17 protein-coding genes are annotated in these 20,590 nt (G+C 53.8%); 6 read left to right on the forward strand and 11 right to left on the reverse strand.

The window, feature by feature from the left end:
• Window positions 1-9: 9 nt before the first annotated feature.
• Both BLR09_RS14020 and BLR09_RS14025 read right to left on the reverse strand, forming a co-directional pair.
• Window positions 10-1,155, reverse strand: coding sequence for an efflux RND transporter periplasmic adaptor subunit (locus tag BLR09_RS14020; protein ID WP_093203290.1), 1,146 nt, complete (start codon window positions 1,153-1,155; stop codon window positions 10-12).
• Between the two features lie 134 nt (window positions 1,156-1,289).
• Complete coding sequence (locus tag BLR09_RS14025) at window positions 1,290-1,643, reverse strand: hypothetical protein (protein WP_093203292.1); 354 nt, start codon at window positions 1,641-1,643, stop codon at window positions 1,290-1,292.
• A 624-nt stretch (window positions 1,644-2,267) separates the two neighbouring features.
• Here BLR09_RS14025 and BLR09_RS14030 point away from each other — a divergent pair.
• Entirely contained in the window at window positions 2,268-3,251 is a 984-nt protein-coding gene (locus tag BLR09_RS14030; RefSeq protein WP_176785549.1) for a phosphotransferase family protein, read from the forward strand.
• Window positions 3,252-3,389: 138 nt separating this feature from the next.
• On the opposite strand, the gene BLR09_RS14035 is transcribed toward BLR09_RS14030, so the two are convergent.
• Window positions 3,390-4,232 (reverse strand): helix-turn-helix domain-containing protein, encoded by an 843-nt coding sequence (locus tag BLR09_RS14035; protein WP_093203298.1) that lies wholly within the window; start codon window positions 4,230-4,232, stop codon window positions 3,390-3,392.
• A 134-nt stretch (window positions 4,233-4,366) separates the two neighbouring features.
• On the opposite strand from BLR09_RS14035, the gene BLR09_RS14040 reads away from it, so the two are divergent.
• Window positions 4,367-5,314, forward strand: coding sequence for a phytanoyl-CoA dioxygenase family protein (locus tag BLR09_RS14040; RefSeq protein ID WP_093203300.1), 948 nt, complete (start codon window positions 4,367-4,369; stop codon window positions 5,312-5,314).
• Window positions 5,315-5,354: 40 nt separating this feature from the next.
• Window positions 5,355-5,717, forward strand: a complete 363-nt coding sequence (locus tag BLR09_RS14045) for a VOC family protein (protein ID WP_093203303.1) — start codon at window positions 5,355-5,357, stop codon at window positions 5,715-5,717.
• A 64-nt stretch (window positions 5,718-5,781) separates the two neighbouring features.
• On the opposite strand, the gene BLR09_RS14050 is transcribed toward BLR09_RS14045, so the two are convergent.
• Together BLR09_RS14050 and BLR09_RS14055 are read right to left on the reverse strand one after the other, a co-directional pair.
• Window positions 5,782-6,987 carry a hypothetical protein gene (locus tag BLR09_RS14050; RefSeq protein ID WP_093203305.1) on the reverse strand — a complete coding sequence of 402 codons (1,206 nt, stop codon included), beginning with the start codon at window positions 6,985-6,987 and terminating at the stop codon, window positions 5,782-5,784.
• Between the two features lie 91 nt (window positions 6,988-7,078).
• On the reverse strand, window positions 7,079-7,780 hold the full coding sequence (locus tag BLR09_RS14055; protein ID WP_143011094.1) for an IclR family transcriptional regulator: 702 nt from the start codon (window positions 7,778-7,780) through the stop codon (window positions 7,079-7,081).
• 157 nt (window positions 7,781-7,937) lie between these two features.
• Between BLR09_RS14055 and BLR09_RS14060 the strand changes: the two genes are divergently transcribed.
• Window positions 7,938-8,888: an aldo/keto reductase gene (locus BLR09_RS14060; protein ID WP_093203310.1), complete on the forward strand. Its 951-nt coding sequence runs from the start codon at window positions 7,938-7,940 to the stop codon at window positions 8,886-8,888.
• Between the two features lie 73 nt (window positions 8,889-8,961).
• Here the strand turns inward: BLR09_RS14060 and BLR09_RS14065 are convergent, their stop codons facing one another.
• Both BLR09_RS14065 and BLR09_RS14070 read right to left on the reverse strand, forming a co-directional pair.
• Window positions 8,962-10,533, reverse strand: a complete 1,572-nt coding sequence (locus BLR09_RS14065) for a RagB/SusD family nutrient uptake outer membrane protein (protein ID WP_093203313.1) — start codon at window positions 10,531-10,533, stop codon at window positions 8,962-8,964.
• A 13-nt stretch (window positions 10,534-10,546) separates the two neighbouring features.
• Window positions 10,547-13,612 (reverse strand): SusC/RagA family TonB-linked outer membrane protein, encoded by a 3,066-nt coding sequence (locus BLR09_RS14070; protein WP_093203315.1) that lies wholly within the window; start codon window positions 13,610-13,612, stop codon window positions 10,547-10,549.
• Between the two features lie 565 nt (window positions 13,613-14,177).
• Here BLR09_RS14070 and BLR09_RS14075 point away from each other — a divergent pair.
• Window positions 14,178-14,621, forward strand: coding sequence for a triphosphoribosyl-dephospho-CoA synthase (locus tag BLR09_RS14075; protein ID WP_093203318.1), 444 nt, complete (start codon window positions 14,178-14,180; stop codon window positions 14,619-14,621).
• Between the two features lie 246 nt (window positions 14,622-14,867).
• Window positions 14,868-17,471 carry a rifamycin-inactivating phosphotransferase gene (gene rph / locus BLR09_RS14080; protein WP_093203320.1) on the forward strand — a complete coding sequence of 868 codons (2,604 nt, stop codon included), beginning with the start codon at window positions 14,868-14,870 and terminating at the stop codon, window positions 17,469-17,471.
• A gap of 26 nt (window positions 17,472-17,497) precedes the next feature.
• On the opposite strand, the gene BLR09_RS14085 is transcribed toward rph, so the two are convergent.
• The 4 genes from BLR09_RS14085 to BLR09_RS14100 all read right to left on the reverse strand — a co-directional run bounded on the left by BLR09_RS14085 (window position 17,498) and on the right by BLR09_RS14100 (window position 20,418).
• On the reverse strand, window positions 17,498-18,403 hold the full coding sequence (locus tag BLR09_RS14085) for a helix-turn-helix domain-containing protein (protein WP_093203323.1): 906 nt from the start codon (window positions 18,401-18,403) through the stop codon (window positions 17,498-17,500).
• Window positions 18,404-18,513: 110 nt separating this feature from the next.
• Window positions 18,514-19,011 carry a hypothetical protein gene (locus BLR09_RS14090; RefSeq protein ID WP_143011095.1) on the reverse strand — a complete coding sequence of 166 codons (498 nt, stop codon included), beginning with the start codon at window positions 19,009-19,011 and terminating at the stop codon, window positions 18,514-18,516.
• Window positions 19,012-19,132: 121 nt separating this feature from the next.
• Complete coding sequence (locus tag BLR09_RS14095) at window positions 19,133-19,570, reverse strand: DUF2147 domain-containing protein (RefSeq protein ID WP_093203328.1); 438 nt, start codon at window positions 19,568-19,570, stop codon at window positions 19,133-19,135.
• Window positions 19,571-19,602: 32 nt separating this feature from the next.
• The gene (locus tag BLR09_RS14100; RefSeq protein ID WP_093203331.1) at window positions 19,603-20,418 is read right to left on the reverse strand and encodes an oxidoreductase; all 816 of its coding nucleotides are present in this window, start codon (window positions 20,416-20,418) and stop codon (window positions 19,603-19,605) included.
• Between the last annotated feature and the right edge of the window lie 172 nt (window positions 20,419-20,590).

Consider the following 20,590-nt stretch of genomic DNA (forward strand, 5'->3'; position numbering starts at 1 on the left):
GTCGGGAGGTTAGTGGACGGCAGGGCTTTGCGGGAGATCGGCGAGGCTGTCTCCGGCGACTACCCGCGCCGTAATGGCTTCACCTTCCCGGATATTCTGAATGCCTTCGTAGACGACACGGTCGCCGGCCTGCAACCCGGATTTCACCAGGTAGTGTTTACCCACCCGGTTTTGCGGGATGAAATGGCGGGATTTAACGCGACCCGTTTTGTCGACCACATACACATAATTCCGGTCCTGAATCTCAAAAACGGCTTTTTGTGGTACGAGAATCGCATCCGGCACGACGGATATCAGGCGGATTTTTCCGGAAGAACCGTGCTTCAGCAACTGGTCCGGATTGGCAAAACGGGCGCGGAAGGCAATCGTACCCGACTCGCCTTCAAACGTACTTTCCATCGCCTCGATGCGGCCTTTGATGGGGTAGAGGGTTTCGTCGGCGAGGAGAATCTCCACTTCCTGACCGCCTTTGCCGAGGAGGTTTTTGTTGTTTTTGACGAAACCGAGGTATTCCCGTTCCGAAACGTCGAAATAGGCGAAGACCTCCCGGATGTCTGACACGGTTGTCAGCAACGCTCCGGCTTCAATCAGGCTGCCGATTTTATACGGGATCCGGTTGATGACGCCATCGAACGGTGCGCGGATATGCGCCTGCGTGAGGCGCAGGGAGGCTGCTTCGAGCATGGAACGGGCCTCGTCGATGCCGGCCCGCGCCGCTTCCAGTTTCGCTTTGGCCAGCTCCATTTCGGATGGGGAAACGACGTTTTTGGCCAGCAGCAGTTTCACGCGGCTGACTTCTACTTCCGCCGTTTTGGCCTCTGCCTGAGCGGTTTTCAGCGCCGCCTGTGCCTTGTCTGTTTCGACCTGGTATTCAGCGGTATTCAGGCTGAAAAGGACCTGTCCCTTGTGAACGCGCTGGCCTTCGTCGACGTGGATATGCTCCAGAAACCCGCTCACGCGCGCCCGGATTTCCACGTTCCGGACGGCTTCGAGGGTACTGACATACTCTTTGTGCAGCTGGGTTTTTTGAGGAAGAAGTTCAACCACAGGCAGGGTTAGTTTCTCCCCGGAACGTTCGGGAGTAGCCTTGCCGGAATGGCAATTGGTCAGGCCAAAAGCGGCCAGGATGACGCAGCAATAGACGCCGGTTTTCATACTAAACATGCGATGTAGGGCCATGCCGTCTGCCGCAGGGCAGGCCGCAAAGCCGGTGAAGAAAGAGAGGATTCGGAAAACAGGATGTGCCTCCGGAACGAAAGGTTGCGGAGAAAACCAGTCAGAAAAGCGACTTAGGCGGTTTGCCTGGGTGGCGGAGAGGTAATTTCCTGGTAGAGCCGCATTGGCTTTTCCACGGATTCGGGTTGCTCTTCACGTTCGAGCGTCACGACCTGCGGCGCCGGAGGCAGCAGGCGGAAAACAGGAGAGAAGCAATACTCCTGGAGGAGCTTGGCGAGGTCGCTGTCTTCGTCCGGGTCGTCGTGCTCCGGAATGGCGTTGGCCATGCCGAGCAGGTCTTCCACAATAAACTCCACAAAGCTTTCCATGTCGTTGATGGAAAGGTCTTCGTGTGCTTCTCCCGTTTCGGTATAGATCACACAGCGATCCCGGGTGTCAATGCTTACGTTAATGACATGGAGAGCCATTATAAAGCAAAACACTCTGTAAATGAGAAGGCTATGTTTTCTTTTCTTCATTCGGGGAAGACAGCGTTCCCCCAAAATTACAGAAACAAGCCCTGCCGGAAGCGAAATTTGCTTTAATAATTCCCAAAAAGTTAGAAACCTACTACGGGCTATCCTTTTAATGATATTCTAATATCAGTGAGCGCCAGTGCGGTATGGAGAATTGCATAGGTTACTTTTGGGGTTTCTTTTTTGGAGGGCGGCGGGAGGTGTCAAAGCAGGAAGGGCCTTGCCTCCCTTTCAACGGAATTTTACGACGCTCGTATCATCAATCCGACCCCGAAGGGGTCAAACACCCGTAGCCCTGGGCGATAGCCCGGGGAATTTTTACGCGGAATGAAGCCCGAATCCCGCGGGCTCCAGCCCGCGGTTACCAGCGTTTGACCCCTTCGGGGTCCGGGGATTTTGCCGCAGCTACCCGTTATTACCTGTAAATATCCTGCTCCGAACGGAATGCTTTTACCCGATTGCCGGTTCATACTGGGCGCGGGACTCCGGAACGGTATTCCATACGTACACCTGCCCGCGTTCACTATCCCTATTCTGATCGTTTATATTTCCGTGATGTCAGTAAAATCATTTCCCATGTTGCCCATCGACAGAATAGAGTCTATCGAAGGTGCATTGGTTCATAGCTTTGGTTCGGCCGAAGTAAGTGACGTAGCCTTACTTGCAGGCGGCCTGTCGGGTTCGGCTATCTACAAACTACGAATCGGAGACAACGCGTATACACTCAAATTGACGCCGCCGCAGGAGGGTGAAATGACGGATGTTCCGGCTCTGGCCGCCGCCGCAGGAGTAGCACCCCGGATGTATTTTAACGATCAGCGGCAGGGTGTGTCGATCAGTGATTTCATCAATAATCAACCTTTGAGGGGCGTTTTTAGTCCGGATGAGTTGGTCAGGAAACTGGCGACGACAATCCGGGCGATACACGCATTACCCTCCGTCGCCGAAGGCCGGCCCTTATTCACGACGGTTGACGCCCTGATCAGCCAGTTTAATAACAGCGGTATACTTTCTGGACCGGTAGTAGATGCCTGTCTCGAAGGGTATCAACGACTCAAAGAGAATTATACGCTTCGGAAAGAAGACGAGGTTTGCAGCCACAACGATCTCAATCCCAATAACATCCTTTGCGACGGGAGTACTATCTGGATTATCGATTGGGACACAGCCTCGCTAAACAACCGGTATATAGACCTTGCCAACGCAGCGAATTTTTTCGTTCACACGCCCGAACACGAACGCGCCTACCTGTATACGTATTTCGAAGCCGAACCGGATGAAAATCAGGTGAGCCGGTTCTTTGTAATGCGACAGCTTTGCAGGATTATTTATTCCATGCTGATGTTTCAGCTTGCCGCGCAAATGAAACCCGCTGGTTTCCGCCACGATCAGCGTATGGAAGGCTTTGATATGCCGACTTTCGGTTCGTTGATGGCAAGTGGTAGCCTTTCACTGGCCGAATACGAAGGTCTGCTGTTTTACGGAAAAGCCCTGCTGAATACCGCGGCCGATCAAATGCGTCTTCCCCGCTTCGAAAAGGCATTGGCTCAGCTCCTGTGAGAGGTATATCCACAATTGTTCGGTAAGACAGGAGAGCCAGCCACGCCGGCTCTCCTAATAAGCTACCTGCGCTGTACAGGCAGATGCCCCCGTTTGTTTCTGGATGCTTCCCTTTGCAGCGGTGCCTTCCGTCGCCGATCATTTTTTCAGGTGTTTTTTCTTGAAACCGGTCGGCGTTTCACCAGCAAGGGTCCTGAAAGTTTTGTTGAAATAGGAAAGGCTTTCAATCCCGACCTGATAGCAAACCTCCGAGACGCTCAGGTCGCGCAGGAGCAGCGTCTTGGCCTGGCTGATCCGGTAGTGATTGACAAAGTCGGTAAACGTCATCTGCGTCTGTCGCTTGAAATACCGGCAAAACGCTGAGGTACTGAGGTGTACCTGCGCCGCGATTTCGTTGACATCCGGCTGCCGGTTGTACCGCGCATGGATGTAATCATACACCGTCCCCATCCGGATTTTGTCGTTGAGGAATAGCTTGATGCGGGTATCCTCTGTATTCAGCTCCGCCACTTCGGACGAACAGGCGAGGAGCTGCAGAATATCCAGCAACGCGATGAGTGCTTCATAACCCCGGAGCGCCTGCAGGCGGCGGATTTTCTCCGCCGCGATCCGCTTCGTCTCTCCCCGGAAGACAAGTCCGAGGTAGGCCCGCTCCAGGAGGCGGTCTATCGCCCCGAACTCCGGCGCAGCCAGGAGCGTCTCCCGAAACTGTTCCCGCAGCTGGATGACGATCTGCTCGTAGTCTGTTTCGATCCCGTAGTCAAAATTGAGGTGGGGAACGTTGGAGCCGATGAGAATCAGGTCGCTTTCGTCATAGCTCGTGACGCTGCTGCCCACGTGGCGGATTCCCGTCACCGCTTCCACATACACCAACTCGAACTCCGGATGATAGTGCCAGAGGAAATAGTGCCGGAGCGAGGGCGAAAAGACCCGGAACGACTGACCCGGTTCAAAAATGACATTTTCCCGTACGATCTTCATATAGCTTGTAAATGACGGAAAAAAGCGGTAGTTATCTTGTAGAGTGTCAATGGAGAGCGCATGATCGCCCTTCCGGAGTCAGTGTGTCCTTTGAATAGTCCTGAATTTTGTCGGGAAGATTCAACGGAACGACAATGAAAAACGCAACCATGACTCACCTGGATATCCCCGGGAATCCCTCTACCGCTTCCAGCAGCAAAATCAGCCTGAATGACCGCAGCAACGGCCGCCCGCTCCGCGTCCTCTCCGAAGAAGACTGGCAATTCTGGATCCGGAACGGCTACATTGTGATCAAACAGGCCGTAGCCAAAGAACAGGTACAAAAGCTGGCCGACCTGCTCTGGGAGTTTGAAGGAAAGGATCCGGCGGACCCGTCGACCTGGTACACGACTCCTTTCCCCGAAATGAAGATGAAGGAGCTGACCGGCAGTGGTATGGTGGAGCTGTATAACCACCCGCTGCAATGGGAAAACCGGCAGTATCCCCGTGTGTATGAGGCATTTGTCGATATCTGGGGGACGGAGAAGTTGTGGGTGACGATCGACCGCGCCAACCTCAATCTTCCGCTGCGTCCGGAAGACAGCTTCAAAGGCTTTATTCACTGGGATTACGATCCGGAAGACAAACCCCAGAACGTTCAGGGCGTGCTGGCCCTTGCCGATCAGACCGACGAAAACATGGGCGGGTTTCAATGTATTCCGGAATTATTCCGGACCTATGAAACCTGGAAACTGACCCAACCGGCAGACCGCGACCATTACAAACCCGATACCACCGGGTTCGAATTGGAGAAAGTGAAGATGGAAGCCGGAGATTTATTGATTTTCAATAGTTTACAGCCACATGGCATTCGCCCTAACCGCTCCGCCGGAAAGGTCCGCATCGCCCAGTACATTTCGATGATGCCGGCCGAAGAGGATAATCAGGCGCTGCGGGAGTGGCGTATTCACTCCTGGCGCGACAAAGAAGCGCCGCAGGGGCATGCCTTTCCCGGGGATCCGCTGCAACGCGAAAAACAGCAGCCGGTAGCCGAACTGTCACCCCTGGGGCGGAAATTGCTGGGGCTGGATACGTGGGACTAACCACTGCCGGAATAACCGGCTTTCCAGTTATTTTTGGTTCATGCTAACCGTCAAACGTCTCGATCACATTCTCATTTCCGTTCCTCCCGATACCCGGGAAGCTGCCAGGACTTTCTATGGAGAGGTATTGCAATGGGAAGAAATTCCCGGTGATCATCCCCGCGGCGCCATCTGGTTCCGGACCGGAGATATCGAACTGCATATTCGGGAAGAAGCTTCTCACAACGACTCTTCCGACCGCCACGCTGCCTTCGAAGTGGAAAATCTCGATGAAGTGAAACGGTTTCTGACCGCACAGCAGGTGGATATTGCCTATTCGACGCCGATCAACGGCCGCGACCGTTGCTTTTTCCGCGACCCGTGGGGAAATCGGTTTGAGCTACTGGCTTATGCCGGGCTATAAGCTGTAGGCTTTGGGCAGATATACTACCAGGCGCGCCTATAGCTTATAGCTTAAAGCCTACAGCTTATAGCTCGTCTACAAGCTTCTGCCATGCCGCGCGGTCGAAGTTTTCCGTAAAGTTTCGGAAGATACGCTCGTCGAACGGGCGTTTGACATACCGGAACGTGATCCGGATCAATTGCGGTTTTCCGGAAGGCTCATCTGCAAAATAGGCGGGATTATACCGGTAGATACGCTGAATGGTCAACCCGGTTTCTTTTTCCGAAAAAGACAAAAAGGTATACATGCCGCCAAAATCCGGCTTGTTGGGATCCGTCAGCCAGCAGCGGTTGACATCTACGATTGCCTGCTTTCCCAGCCACTCCGCGGTATTTTCCTGTAATAGTTTCAAAACCGCCTCTTTCTTCCTCCGGTAGACCTGCCCGAAGTCGCTGTATACGCTCATTTTGCTCTTGTACCAGCGCTCGTCGTAGCCCCTGGGTATCAGGGCGGCATATTCTTTGTCGATAGCAGCTTTGTATTGCGGGGCAACTTCCCGTTCTTTTTCGTAATAGCTCAGCAGACTTTCCAGAAACTCTTTCCGGCTGACCGGGAGAAAGGGCGTCTGTCCGCGTTTGGCGATGTACCACGTCCGAGTGATGTAATTCGAACTGCCGGCGGGTAGTTTTTTCACCTGTTCTTCGGGAACATCCTGGTAGTACCCGTCGCCGCCGTTGACTGCCGCCGCCAGACCAGCGTCCTGAAAACCGACGTATCCGAACAGGGCCAGGCCAGCCGTACAGGCTGATTCATCGTACAGCAGGGCATTATGCTTTCCGTCGAACGGTAAGTTGGTAAACAGCGCGGGAAACGACGGGTTGACGGTCGCCCGCAGTACTGTACTATACTCGCCGCTGACTTCCCGTTTGTTTTTGAGACACAGGTAGCGGTAACAGCCCAATTGAAAGGCATAGGTTGCCGCGATATTTTTCCGGTTATACAAACAGCCGGACGTCGCGCTGAAACTCGACTTCAGCACGCCGCCGGTGAGGGTAAAATTCCGTCGGCTGTTTTTCTCAATCGACTCGATCTGCGTCAGTACCTGATTGGCCAGGGCTTTGCGGGCCGGGGTTTTCATGTCGTTCAGCCAGGAGGCACGCTGCGCCGGCCATTCGGTATGCGCGGCGTCGATATGACTTCCCGGAACGGCGTCAAGTTCTTCCGATAACTGACACGGCTGCTGTGCGAGCGCCGGAAAAAAGGCAAAACAACCAAGGAGAAGGAGCTTCATAGTACTCAACAGGTGAAGCCCAAAGGTTCAAAAAGATTTCAGAACGAAGGAAGAAGACCTATTGAACGGCACTGCCCGATTAACCGACGGCTCAAAACGCCTGACTGAGCAGCTTTTTGACGCGTTCGGCGGCTTCCTGCATGTGCGGGACGTCGAAACGAAACGCCGGTCCGGATAAACCTACTACGGCTATGATCCGGTTTTTTCGCACATACGGTAAGGCGACACAGTTGAGCTCTTTTTCGTACTCTTCCAGGTCCAGGGCATAGCCGTTTTTCACCACCTCGGCCAGCTCTGAGGCCTGCATAACCGCCTCCTCCTGTGGGATATTTCGCCAGATAACCTGCGCCAGATGGGGTGAATAGGCCATGAAAACCTTGCCGATGGCGGTGTGCTGCATCTCGTATTCCCTGCCGAGTTCCAGCGAAATACGGATCGACCGGTTCGGCTCGCATTTCCATTCATGCCGGAAGTAGCTACCCAGCTGGACGGCCATAAAGGATGTTTCACCAAGTTCCGCCGTTAGTTTTTCGAGGACCGGCCGGAGGTCGGCGCGAAGCCTCGGCACCGATACTTCCGAATAATCGAGCTGCATGACCTTGGACGTCAGCCGGTACCGGGGTGTCAGTTCGTCCTGCTCCACATACCCGAGCTCTTTCAGGGATGTCAGGAAGTTGTGTACCGTCGTATTCTGCAGCGAAAGTGCCTGCGCGATGTCGTTCAGGCGAACCAGGTTGCCGTTGGCGGCGATGTATTCCAGGATCGCGAAAGTCCGTTGAACCGATTGAATCATTTTGTTCAATCATTTTGAATTAATCGATATTGTATCGAAAAATTTGAATGAATGATTCAAATATACCGGACATTCGCCACCGAACAAAGCCGTCGGTTTTTGTGGAGCAGGGGAGGTTCCTGTCCCGGCAAACCGACCGGCAAACGATCCAACAGACATGAAAAAAACAGCACTGGGTTCGACCGGTCTTCAGGTCGCGCCGATCAACCTCGGAGGAAATGTGTTCGGATGGACACTCGACGAAAAGCAGTCTTTCGGGATACTGGATGCGTTTCAGGCGTCCGGATTTAATTTCATCGATACCGCCGATACGTACTCGTTCTGGGTACCCGGCAATTCGGGGGGAGAGTCGGAAACCATCATCGGCAACTGGTTCAAAAGCCGCGGAAACCGGAGCGAGATCGTTCTGGCGACGAAAGTCGGGTATGAGAACGGCGTTCGTCCGGCCGATGTCAGTAAAGCGAACATCCTCAAAACCGTAGAAGAGTCGCTCCGCCGCCTTCAAACCGACTACATCGATCTTTACTACACGCACAAGGACGATGGTTTTACACCTGTAGAAGAAACCCTCGAGGCACACGATCAGCTCGTCCGGGAGGGTAAGGTTCGTCATATCGGCGCGTCCAACCTCAGTCCCGAAAACCTGATCGCGTCGCTGGAGTACTCGGCGAAACAGGGCAAGGCCGCTTACGAAGTGTATCAGCCACATTACAACCTTCTCGCCCGGGAGGACTATGAGACGCGTTATGCGCCGGTCATCGCCGCGCACGGACTGGCCGTTTTGCCTTACTACTCACTGGCGTCGGGCTTTCTGACGGGCAAGTACCGGTCGGAGGCCGATCTCGGGAAAAGTCCCCGCGGTGGCGGCGTGAAGGGTTACCTGAACGCGAAAGGATTGAGCGTACTGAAGGTATTGGACGAAGTAGCGGCAAGCCACGGATCAACTCCCGCTACCATTGCGCTGGCCTGGCTGCTGACGCGCCCGAATATCGTCGCACCCATCGTCAGCGCGACGTCCCTTGCCCAACTGAAAACCCTGACAGACGCACCGTCTGTTTCACTGACAGCCGATGAAATAACTGCGCTGGACGCCGTCAGTACCTTTTAGGGCCGTTTTTCTTCCTCAGAAAACCGAAAAAGGCTTCCCACCGCGGGAAGCCTTTTTCGGTACTCAGGGTCGGTCAGTATTTCGGATTCTGAACAAGGCTTTTATTGATGTCCATTTCCTTTTGCGGAACAGGCCAGAGGTAGTTTTTCTCCGGGTCGAACGTCCGCTCTTCTACTTTGAGGTGGTCGCCGGTGAGGGTGAGTTTTCCGGTGGCGTTGTCCACTTTTCCGAGACGGACACCGTAAACCGTCTTGCCGATCGTCTCCGGGCCTACCTTCCAGCGCTGGATATCGTACCACCGGAGGCCTTCGAAGGCCAGCTCTACCCGGCGCTCGCGGCGGACCAGCTGGCGGAGCGATGCCTGATCCTTGTATACGGTACGGTCCGTTTTAGGCATGCCCGCGCGCGTACGCACGGCGTCGATGGCCTGGTACACCGTTTCGTCGATCACGCCGCTCTCGATTTTCGCTTCCGCATAGGTCAGCAGGATTTCGGCATAGCGGATGACGATGGCGTTCAGACCCGTATTCCACATGTCAGCGTAGTCGGACAGGTGAGAGGTGAATTTTTTCACGCTGTAACCCGTAAGCGAGTTATTGCCACCGTTGTAGAAATCGGCTGAAGTGGACTCTATCGAGTTGAAGTACTTCCCTTCGTACAACTGCCCCGGGCATACTACCGAAGCATTCAGACGCGGATCGCGGTTGTTGTACGGATCTTCGGCATTGTAGCCTGAAGACGGATCGGTGATGAGCTTGCCTGTTTTGGTTTCGTAGGCGTCGACGATATCCTGGGTAGGGTCGATCGACGACCAACCCCCGAACGAAGACGACGGCATGACGCCCAGGTACCCGTTCGACACGTCGTTTTCCTTGTACTGGATATCCAGGATTACCTCGCTGTTGTTCTCGTTCTGAATCCGGAACAAATCGCTGTAACTTGGAAACAAGGTATATCCGAGGGTCATGACCGTGGAAGCGTCCGTCGCCGCATCAGCGTACTTGCCCATGTACAGCTCGAGGCGGGCCTTCAGCGAAAGCGCCGCGCCCCGGGTAATCCGCCCGATGTCGCCGCCGGTATACTTCACCGGAAGCAGCGGAGCGATGGCAGTTAGTTCGCTCAATACAAATGCCTGAACGTCAGCCTTCGCGGCACGGGTAACGACATTCGCTTCGGCTGCCGAAACGGATTTCGTCACCAGCGGTACATCGCCGTACAACTGGCTCATGGTGAAATATTGGTACGCCCGGAGAAAACGCGCTTCTGCCTTGAAGCGGCTTTTCAGGTCGTCACCCATCGGCGTCGGATCGATGTTTTCCAGAAACCAGTTGCACCGCTGGATCGTGGAATAGCTCCACCGGTTCTGCGCACTGGGGCTGGAGGGAGTAATGGACCCGTTTCCGTAGTAGGTATAGCCTTCCCAGTAGTACTGGCCATAGGCGTTGTCGGAGGCACAGTCCATGTAGACGGTATTGTAGCCGTCTTCCCAGCCGCTGTAGCAGCCGTTCAGCGCCGAAAGCGCATCGTTTTCCGACGACCACAGAGAAGAGTTACTGTAAGAATCCTGTGGATTTTTATCGAGGAAGTCTTTGTTACAGGCCGACAGACATAGTGCCAGGCCCAGCATAAGTCCAACTTGTTTCATGTCCGGGATGTAGTTAGAATGTGACATTCAACCCAATGGTATTCGTCTTGACCTGCGGGTAGTAATAGATACTGCTGACATTGGGCGCTTCCGGGTCAATCCATTTGTACAGACTGCTGAACGTCAGGATATTTTGACCGCTGTAATACAACCGTACTTTCTGTACCCGGATCGCATGCAGCCAGGCCTGTGGCAGGGAGTAACCTACCTGGAAATTTTTCAGGCGCAGGTACGAGCCGTTTTTCACCCAGAAGGAAGACGGCATACTGCTCGGATCGTTCTGGGTATAGGTCGTGAGAATACGCGGCAGGGCAGCAGACGTATTTTGCGTCGACCAGCTGTCGAGTAATACCGATGTCGGTTTACCCGGTCCGGAGCTGACCGCCCCGATTTTGCCAGCATCCATGTACGATTTCACGCCGGCAGCGCCCTGGAAGAAGAGAGAGAGGTCGAAATTTTTCCACGAACCACCCAGGTTAAACCCAAAAGAAGCCTTCGGGAAGTAGTTGCCGAGGTACTGCTTGTCGGCCGTAGTGATGACGCCGTCTCCGTTCAAATCCTTGTATTTGATATCGCCTGGTGCAGTGCGGGTATTCTGCGTTGCGTGGTTCTTGATTTCTTCCTGATTCTGGAAGATTCCTTCCGCCACATAGCCATAAAGCGAGTTAATCGGGTATCCTACCTGCTGGAAGGTATAGCCGCTGATGATCGGGCCGGTACCGTGCAGGTCGGTCACTTCGTTCCGGATAAAGGAGATATTCCCGGATGCGTTGTAGGAGAAGTCTCCTTTCCGGTCGTTGAAGCCGAGGGTAAATTCCCAGCCCTTGTTCCGGACAGCGCCGGCGTTTTGTACCGGTGAGTTGAGGCCGTATACGCCGCCCACAGGAATACTCAGGAGAATATCCGTCGTGAGTTTGTTGAAGTGATCAACCGTGAGGGAGATTTTCCCCTTGAGGAAGGTCGCGTCAATACCCACCGTACGCTCGGTAGAGGTTTCCCACTTGATGTTGGAATTGGCGCCGTTGACGGGCGATACGCCCGGAGCGATCACCGGAGAAGTACCGCCAAAGGTGTAGTTCTGCCCCGAGCTGATCGTCGTGATATACGGATAGTAGGGGTAGGTGCCGGAGCCGGTTACGTTCTGGTTGCCCAGGCGGCCCCACGATCCGCGGAGTTTAAACGAGGAAACGATGTGCTGGATCGGCTGGAAGAACGCCTCCCGGTCGATATTCCAACCCGCTGAAAACGAAGGAAATACGCCCCAGCGGTTTGCTTTTGAAAAGCGGGAAGAACCGTCCCGCCGGATGTTGGCTTCGAAGAGGTATTTGCCGTCGTAATCGTAATTAAACCGTCCGAAGTAAGACTGCAGAGCGAGCTCATAAGAGTAGCCTGCGGACGTCTGCCCGTCCGTAGAGCCGAGGTTGATTTCCGATAACTCGTTGTTCAGCAGGTTCTTGCGGAAACCTTCGTCGTATCCGTATTTCGTCGCTTCCTGAGAGAAACCGGCGAGCAGACCGAAGTTGTGCTTGCCGAAGCTTTTGCTGTAGTCGAGGATGTACTGGTTGGTGACGACGGTGTTGACGCTGTTTCCGTCCGTTACCGAGTTCGGTCCCTGGTAAAACGTCGCGTCGCCCTGTGCGTTGTAATACTGAATGTCGGAGATGAATTTCTTCGTCTGGGCGATCTTCAGCACGTATGCCAGCATGGGCCGGAAGTGGAGGCCCTTGACGGGCTCCCAGTCGGCGCCGACGTTACCGGCCAGGTCATAATAGTTTTCCTTCGCGAAGCTCTTGCCTTCCAGCCAGGCCATCGGACTGCCGTCGCTGATGTACCCGTAGTGACCGTTTTCGAACTTGTATGGAATCGTCGGGGAGATCCGGTTGATCTGGCGTACGAGCTGGGTAAACTCCTTCGTGTAGGGGTTGCTCGGTTCGTTGATGACGGTATTTGTGAAGGCAATATTGGCGTTGGCTTTCAGGCGTTTGGCTACTTCAGAGGAGATGTTTGACCGGAAGGTATACCGCTTCGTATTCGTCTCCTTCACCAACCCGTTCTGGTTGAACCCGCCCAGAGAGAACAGGTACTGCGTCTTGTCTGTACCGCCGCTGACATCGATGTAATGATTTTGCTGGATACCGTCGCCTTTGTAAAACAGCCCCAGCCAGTCGGTATTGGGGTAGTTGTAGGGATCCGAGCCATCACGGAATTTCTGGATTTCGGCGTCGGTATACCTGGCGTTTTTCCCTTCGTTCAGCAGGGCCTGGTTATAGAGGCTCGCAGCTTGCCAGGAGGGCAGGAAATCAGGCAGGTAGGTAGCGCTGGTCTTCCCGATGTAGGCGCGGTAGTTGACCTGAGTCGCGCCCTTTTTGCCTTTTTTCGTGGTAATGAGGATTACCCCGTTGGCGCCGCGGGAGCCGTAAATAGCAGCGGATGCGGCGTCTTTGAGGACAGAGATGGACTCGATATCGTCGGGGTTGACGTTGTTCATCGTCGAAATCACACCGTCTACCATGACCATCGCGTTGCTGTTGTTGAGCGTACCGATCCCGCGTACGCGGATGGTACCGCCGTCGCGACCGGGCTGGCCCGAGGACGCCGCTGTGACGGTGACGCCCGCCATGGTACCCTGTAAGGCGCTGGCGACGTTCGTCACAGGCCGGTTCGTCAGTTGTTTCGAATCAATCGCGGCCACAGAGCCGGTCAGGTTGACTTTCTTCTGGGTACCGTAGCCGACTACCACCACTTCGCTCAGCATTGACGTCGATTCCTGTAGCACAATGTCAAACGCGGTGCGGTCCTGAATGGCCAGTACCTGGCGGGTATATCCCACTGCCGTTACTACCAGTGAATCCTGGCGCTGAGAAGCAGAAAGGAGGAGGGTAAAGGTCCCGTCGGCGCCGGTGGTAGTTCCGGTCGACGACCGGGTGACCGAGAGATTCACACCCGGCAGCGGTTCGGATCGGGCGTCCCGCACGGTCCCGGTAATCTTGATTTGCTGGGCCAGGGTGCTGAGGGAAGAGGCCAGCAGGCACGCAAGCAGCAGGCCTCTTCGCAGAGGAGGGGGGATCAGCTGTTTCATTGCTTAGTTTGAGATGGTTAAATGAATCGTTTTCCGGTCGGGTTGCAGCAGGAGGTTACGTCAGGTTAAGCAGGATAATTAGGTAAAAATGAACATAGTAATAGCTGTCCGGGCGAAGCGGCTCGTCCGGTAATAATGGGTTTGCGGCGTTGAATAGAGGAAAATTTAACCGAATGTAGGAACGCCGGAAGCGTATGGCAAGACCTGCACCTATACCCGTTAGTTAGTATTATATCCTTAAACCCAGCGCAACCGTTTGAACAGCCCTGTGCAAACGTGTGTGCATATTTTTATTTTGCCATTAAAAGGAAACACAGAATAAATTACTGTAATTTTAATAAATGACAAAAATATTACTATATTTATAGAAAGTTTGATAGTTTCATGTTCTGGCGACGGGTACGGCAGGATCGTAGCGGTGCCGGACAGAAAGGCCGTCTCCGCTGCACAATGCCACATCGCAGGGTTTTTTCGACATAAAATGTTGACTATCACTTGTTAACACGCCGGAGAATACGTAGTTTCATCCTTCCTCCCGGATTTGTCGCTCTTACCCCTTCGTCCTATGGAAATCACGGAAAAGTACCTGGGCGTCATTCTGCCCTCCATGCTCAAATTCCTGCTCGGGCCGCTGGCCGGCGTGGCGTTGAAGCTGACCTGGTGGGAGACGATGCTCTGCACAATCGCCGGTATGATGCTGACGGTGCTGGTCTTTATCTACCTCGGAAAAGCCATCCGGATGGGGTGGCAACGGTACCGGAAATCCCCGCCGAAGCGTTTCTCGAAAAACAGCCGGCGGGCCGTGCGGGTATACCGCCGGTTCGGAATGCCGGGAATTGCGTGCCTGACGCCGTTGATTTTCACCCCCATTGGCGGAACGCTTCTGGCAACGTCTTTCAACGTCGCTCCGGTCCGTATCATTTTCTGGATGGGCGTGTTTGCGTTTTTCTGGGGACTTATCCTGACACTGGCGATCTACCACATACCCGGGTTGCAGACGATTTTGTAAATTGACTCCCTGAGAAACAGAAATACAGAAGTAACCCAAACAAAAAGCCCCGCCATACCTGGCGGGGCTTTTTTACGTCGTAATAACGTATAGATCGGGGCGTTTGGTATGCGCGTTTGCCTATCTTTTTCCGAAAGATACAACCTAAGAAAAAGTGTCTTTTTTTTGTGCTTCTTCTTGAAAATCAGCCATCGGTGAGGATACCGGGGGCTTTTCCCGAACCCGTTTTTCGCTTCCTGACAGTATATGTTCGTACGTCGTTTTGATGAACTCGACCGCGCCGCGCTACCGCTTGCCGGTGGCAAAGGCGCTCATTTGGGGGAATTGTCTTCCGTCGACGGCATCCGGGTGCCGGATGGTTTCTGCGTTACAACCGATGCATACCGGGCTGTCACCGGGTCAGACCCGGAGCTATCCGGACTGCTCGAAGAGCTCAGCCGGGACTCCGGCGACGTATCCCGTACCGCCGGGCGCATCCGCCAACGCATTGAAAACCTGCCCGTTCCGGAAGGCATCGTTCACGAGGTATATGCTGCTCTTGCTGCTTTTGATGCGGAGCAGTCTTTCGCCGTCCGCTCCAGCGCCACGGCGGAAGACCTTCCCTCGGCTTCTTTCGCCGGGCAGCAGGATACTTATCTGAATATCAAAGGAAAAGAGTCAGTGCTCCGGCACATACAACAGTGCTGGGCTTCCCTGTTTACTGACCGGGCGGTGGCCTACCGCAGGCAGCAGGGTTTTGACCACCGGGAGGTTTTCCTGGCCGTTGTGGTGCAGCAAATGGTATTTTCGGAGGTGTCAGGCATCCTCTTTACGGCTGATCCACTCTCCGGAAACCGACGGGTTTCCACTATTGACGCCAGCTTTGGGCTGGGCGAAGCGCTTGTTGCAGGACTGGTCAGCGCCGATACCTACCGGGTACGGAGCGGAGAAATCCGGGAGAAGCAAATCGGAACAAAGAAACGGGCGGTTCTTGCAGCGCCGGAGGGAGGTACCCGGGAAGTAGAGCCGGAAGCCGGCAGTGTCGCGCAGCAGGCCCTGACCGATGCCCAAATCCGGGAGCTGGAGCGGATAGGGCGGACCATTGAAGGTCATTTCGGCGAACCGCAGGATATCGAATGGTGTCTGTCAGAAGGCGTTTTTTACGTCGTGCAGAGTCGCCCGATTACGACGTTGTTTCCGGTTCCCCAGGTGGATGACAACGAAAACCATGTCTACATTTCTGTCGGTCACCAGCAAATGATGACCGACCCGATCCGGCCATGGGGATTGTCCTTTTTTCTGATGTTCACCCCCGCGCCGATGCAGGTTGCCGGCGGGCGGTTGTTTGTGGATGTCACGAAGCGTTTGTCGACTCTTTCCGGCCGCGCGAACCTGCTCGGAATCTTCGACCAGTCGGACCCGCTCATCCGCGACGCGCTGGCTACGGTAATCGAACGCGGTGATTTCCTCCCGACATTGCCGGACGAAAGTGCGGTACCAGGCCCCATTCGCGGTGCGGAAGGCCTCTCCGCCGCGGATATCCTTGATCCGGTACCGGATCCTGCCGGAGCAATAGCCGATTTGATTCGCGAAAATCAGGCCTCCGTCGAACGGCTGAAGCAGGAGATTCAGGGCAAATCCGGGACGGATCTTTTCGATTTTATCCGGTCGGACATGGAAGAAGCGCGGCGGGTGATGAATCAGTCGCCCAGCCTGGCCATCATTCTGGCCGGGGTAAACGGCTCGGTCTGGCTCAATTCGAAAATGGAGGAATGGCTGGGGGAGAAGAACGCGGCAGACGCCCTGACCCAGTCGCTCCCGAATAACGTCACCGCTGAAATGGGCCTCGCCCTGCTTGATGTAGCAGATGTCATCCGCCCTTATCCGCAGGTGGTGGAGTACCTGCCCCGCGCGAACCCCGAAACGTTTCCCGACAGCCTGCCCGATGTACCGGGCAGTCGGGAGGCGAAGGAAGCCATCCGAACTTTTCTGGACCGTTACGGCATGCGCTGTACCGGCGAAATCGACGTGACACGTACGCGCTGGAGCGAGCGACCGGCCACGCTCATTCCGCTGCTGTTGGGGAATATTCATAACCAGACTGCCGGAGCAGGCAAGCGGAAGTACGAACTTGGGTTGGCAGAAGCTTCCGCAAAGGCAAAGGAATTGCTCGGTAAACTCGCTGAACTACCCGATGGCGAAGATAAAGTGCAGGAAACCAGGCGGATGATCGATGCGGTTCGCCTGTGCATGAGCTACCGGGAATACCCGAAATACGGGCTCGTCAACCGCTATTTTGTTTATAAACAGGCGCTGATGAAAGAGGTGGAACGGCTGGTAGCGGAAGGTGTTTTCTCCGAAAAAGAAGACAGTTTCTACCTGTCATTTGACGAACTCAAAGAGGTCGTCCGTTCCCGCAGGCTTCCCGGAAACCCTGTCCCGGAACGAAAGGAAGCCTACCGCCATTTCGAAAAGCTGACGCCGCCCCGCGTGATGACGTCTGAAGGTGAAGCGATTGCGGGCCGGTACCGGCGCGACAACATCCCGGCGCACGCGCTCGCAGGTCTGGCCGTGTCTTCCGGTATTGTCGAAGGCAGAGCGCGGGTAGTGCTGCGGATGGAAGACGCCGGTCTGGAAGAAGGGGATATCCTGGTTACGCCCTTTACAGATCCGAGCTGGACACCCGTATTCGTATCCGTAAAGGCATTGATCACGGAGGTGGGGGGATTGATGACGCATGGCGCCGTCATCGCCCGGGAGTACGGATTGCCCGCGGTAGTCGGCATCGAAGATGCGACCAGACGAATCAGAGACGGGCAGCGGATCCGGGTAAACGGGACGGATGGGTATGTCGAGATTTTATCGGAATAGGAAATTTTCAAAAGAGGCTCTTTCGCTCAATTAACATTCCGGAATTCCTGGGGGCTGTTTCCGGTCTTCTGTTTGAAGAGTTTGCTGAAGTATTGGGGGTATTCGAATCCCAGTGAATAGGCGATTTCGGCAACACTTTTATCTGTACTTAAAAGTAAACCCTTGGCTTCTTCGATCAGGTAGTAATGGATATGATCCTGAGCATTTCTTCCTGTTTCCTTTTTTAGCAGATCACTCAGGTAATTGGGGGACAGGTTGACTTTTTCAGCCAGGTAACTGACGTTGGGAAGCCCCTTGTCCAGCAAAATCGGACTGCTGAAATACTCCCGGAGAGCATCGTCTATTTGCGAAACAATATTCCGGTTGGTGTTTTTCCGGGTAATAAACTGGCGGCCGTAATAACGCAGGCAGTAGTTCAGCAATAGTTCAATATTGGAAACGATAAGGTTCTGGCTATGATTGTCAATGTTTTCCTCGAGCTCGCTCTGGATTTTGTGAATACAATCAAGCAGGGTCTGTTTTTCTTTTTCGGATAAATGCAATGCCTCCGACATTTCATAGGAGAAGAAAGTATACTCTTTCATCTTCATTCCCAGAGACGTACCCCTTACCAGATCGGGGTGAAAAAACAATCCCCATCCGACCATATCTTCCTTTTTTTCTATTTCGCTATCCATCGTCAATACCTGTTTCGGAGCGATGCAGATCAGACTGCCTTCCTGAAAATCATAGGACTCTCTGCCGTAGCGCATTTTGTTCGCGCAGTAGTTTTTGAACATGATCGAGTAGAAATCACAACTGACGCGGATATCTTCCTCGATGTATTCGTCGACCTTGCTGAAATCAATCACCGCTACCAACGGATGCTTCGTAACTCCTTTCACAAACCGGTTGATTTCAGAGATGCTTTTTAGTTGAACTATCGGCTTCATTTTGCAGATTTTTGAAAATAAATACCTGAAAGTCAGTAGATTACTGCTTCTGCAACTTGCCCGCCCTCTCAATGAAACCTCTGCGGTATTGACAGGACGGGCAACGCGTATCAGTGCAGGTACTTCAGGATGGTATGGTAGTAAAAATCAGCCCGTTCCTGCGAAAAATAGTCAATAACCAGGCCGGCTAGGGCAAAATAGGACAATCCGATACCAATACCTTGCCAGGCAGCATTTTTCGTTGTCCAGAAGATAAACAGCGTAGCGGAAAAAAATACCGATGCTACTATTTTGGAGACGAGATATCCGTATTGAAACGCTTCAACGCGTGCCTTTTCCGCTTTTACAAAAGCAGATTCGTTCTGCTCATATAGTGGCGGAAATACTGCCAGGCGTTTTTGATTAGAGACCAGCATTCCTGTGCCAATACCAGCGTAGATCAGGCCACTGAGCACAAGCGGCCAGAGCAGCGATTGCGAACCAGGTGTAGTCCCGATTTTCCAGAAGAGAAAGCCGCCGAGACTTGTAATTACTCCGAATGCGAGGATAAACCAGGCTTCGAATAATTCCGCTTTGATCCAATGCAGGGTGTTTTCGAAAAAATCCATGTCGATGGTGTTTACGGTTGAACAGGTGTTCTGTTTAACATCGCTTTTTGCATTTGAAAGAATGTCAGGTATGCCATTCATTCATGCCGCCGGCCCTGTGCCGCAATACACTGATGCCGGATCAGTTGTGGCGATGAAAAGTAGCCGTTTTGCCCAGAAGCGATACGCCCATGTATCCCCGCAGATACATTTTTCCCTCTTTTACCCACGCCTTGCAACTGTAATAATCGCCGCTGGGGGCGTTGTAAATCCGGCCACCTGTGTATTCGTCTCCGTCCCATTTCAGGTCCGTCAGGCTGATGATGCCGATTAATTCTCTCGACCGCAATTTAGCATCGGGATTCTTCACGTCTTTCTTCGAAGTAATGCCGTCGGCTTCGACGATTTGATTCCCCCAGAGGTATTTACCGAAGTACTTATCTCCTTGTTTGAATATCTCCAGACGAACGTCTTTTTTGTCGGATTCCCATTTTCCGACAATGGCGGATTCGCCGTTTTGAGCGAAGGTACGGGTTGCCGTAATCAGCAACAGAATGGCAATGAGTTTCAGGAATTTCATGGTATTCAGAACGGCGTGTTAAGGTTGATTCTTTACATCTGACTCATGACGATCTTGTCGAAAAGATCGTCGCCGAGGTAGGTCCGCATCCAGACCATCGGTTTGGCGAACTTGCCGACACGGTAGCGGGTCTTCGGGTTTTTGCTGTTGACGATTTTGCTGACGGCGTCCGAGATGACAGCCGGGCTGGATGACCCGTTTCCTTCGGCCGACTTTTTAGTCCCTTCCACGATTTTGTCCATCAGGTCGCGGTAGGCGCTGTCTTTCCGGATTTTGGCGAAGCCGTCCAGCAACACAGAGCCGAACTCGGTCGCGATAAAGCCGGGTTCAAGTACCACTACGTGGATGTTGAACTGCTTGAGTTCCAGGCGAAGACAATCGCTCAGCCCTTCAACCGCGTGCTTGCTGGCGTGGTACCAGGCGCCCATCGGGAAGTACATTTTGCCCCCCATGGAAGACGTATTGATAATGGTGCCGGCATTGGCCTTGCGCATATAGGGGACTACTTTTTGCGTCACCGCCGCCATGCCGAATACATTTACTTCGAACTGCCGCCGGGCTTCGCTCAGCGGTACGTCTTCGACCGAACCATACAGGCCAAAGCCGGCATTGTTCCAGAGTACATCGATCCGGCCCTGTTCTCTAACGATGGTATCGACGACGCGCTGGATATCTTCTTCCTGCGTGACGTCCATCTGCAGGGGATGACCGCCGATTTTCTTCAGGTCTTCCATGAGATCCAGCCGCCGGGCGACGGTATACACGATGTGACCTTCCGCGATGAGTTTTTGAGCGGTTTCCTTGCCCATACCGGAGCTTGCGCCTGTAATCAGAATTACTTTTTTCATTTTCGTTGTTGTTTACGATGCAAAATTCGGCCTGACGACGGCGGGAGCAGGGATACAAATTCCGGTTGTTTGTATACTTTTTCCGGTGGGGGAAGAAATGGTTCGCCGGTTGCCCGGATCCAGGGGTATTCCGAAGTGATTGGGCTCGTAAACCGGCTGAAATACTGTATCT

Source organism: Siphonobacter aquaeclarae, assembly GCF_900103285.1.
Taxonomy (GTDB): domain Bacteria; phylum Bacteroidota; class Bacteroidia; order Cytophagales; family Spirosomataceae; genus Siphonobacter; species Siphonobacter aquaeclarae.

What these genes read in the sequence shown, in the direction of transcription:
- BLR09_RS14035 (WP_093203298.1), bottom strand. Translation starts at nt 4,232, where the DNA reads ATGAAGATCGTACGGGAAAATGTCATTTTTGAACCGGGTCAGTCGTTC.
- BLR09_RS14065 (WP_093203313.1), bottom strand. Translation starts at nt 10,533, where the DNA reads ATGAAACAAGTTGGACTTATGCTGGGCCTGGCACTATGTCTGTCGGCC.
- rph (WP_093203320.1), top strand. Translation starts at nt 14,868, where the DNA reads ATGTTCGTACGTCGTTTTGATGAACTCGACCGCGCCGCGCTACCGCTT.
- BLR09_RS14030 (WP_176785549.1), top strand. Translation starts at nt 2,268, where the DNA reads ATGTTGCCCATCGACAGAATAGAGTCTATCGAAGGTGCATTGGTTCAT.
- BLR09_RS14090 (WP_143011095.1), bottom strand. Translation starts at nt 19,011, where the DNA reads ATGGATTTTTTCGAAAACACCCTGCATTGGATCAAAGCGGAATTATTC.
- BLR09_RS14100 (WP_093203331.1), bottom strand. Translation starts at nt 20,418, where the DNA reads ATGAAAAAAGTAATTCTGATTACAGGCGCAAGCTCCGGTATGGGCAAG.
- BLR09_RS14075 (WP_093203318.1), top strand. Translation starts at nt 14,178, where the DNA reads ATGGAAATCACGGAAAAGTACCTGGGCGTCATTCTGCCCTCCATGCTC.
- BLR09_RS14025 (WP_093203292.1), bottom strand. Translation starts at nt 1,643, where the DNA reads ATGGCTCTCCATGTCATTAACGTAAGCATTGACACCCGGGATCGCTGT.
- BLR09_RS14045 (WP_093203303.1), top strand. Translation starts at nt 5,355, where the DNA reads ATGCTAACCGTCAAACGTCTCGATCACATTCTCATTTCCGTTCCTCCC.
- BLR09_RS14040 (WP_093203300.1), top strand. Translation starts at nt 4,367, where the DNA reads ATGAAAAACGCAACCATGACTCACCTGGATATCCCCGGGAATCCCTCT.
- BLR09_RS14020 (WP_093203290.1), bottom strand. Translation starts at nt 1,155, where the DNA reads ATGAAAACCGGCGTCTATTGCTGCGTCATCCTGGCCGCTTTTGGCCTG.
- BLR09_RS14095 (WP_093203328.1), bottom strand. Translation starts at nt 19,570, where the DNA reads ATGAAATTCCTGAAACTCATTGCCATTCTGTTGCTGATTACGGCAACC.
- BLR09_RS14055 (WP_143011094.1), bottom strand. Translation starts at nt 7,780, where the DNA reads ATGATTCAATCGGTTCAACGGACTTTCGCGATCCTGGAATACATCGCC.
- BLR09_RS14060 (WP_093203310.1), top strand. Translation starts at nt 7,938, where the DNA reads ATGAAAAAAACAGCACTGGGTTCGACCGGTCTTCAGGTCGCGCCGATC.
- BLR09_RS14050 (WP_093203305.1), bottom strand. Translation starts at nt 6,987, where the DNA reads ATGAAGCTCCTTCTCCTTGGTTGTTTTGCCTTTTTTCCGGCGCTCGCA.
- BLR09_RS14070 (WP_093203315.1), bottom strand. Translation starts at nt 13,612, where the DNA reads ATGAAACAGCTGATCCCCCCTCCTCTGCGAAGAGGCCTGCTGCTTGCG.
- BLR09_RS14085 (WP_093203323.1), bottom strand. Translation starts at nt 18,403, where the DNA reads ATGAAGCCGATAGTTCAACTAAAAAGCATCTCTGAAATCAACCGGTTT.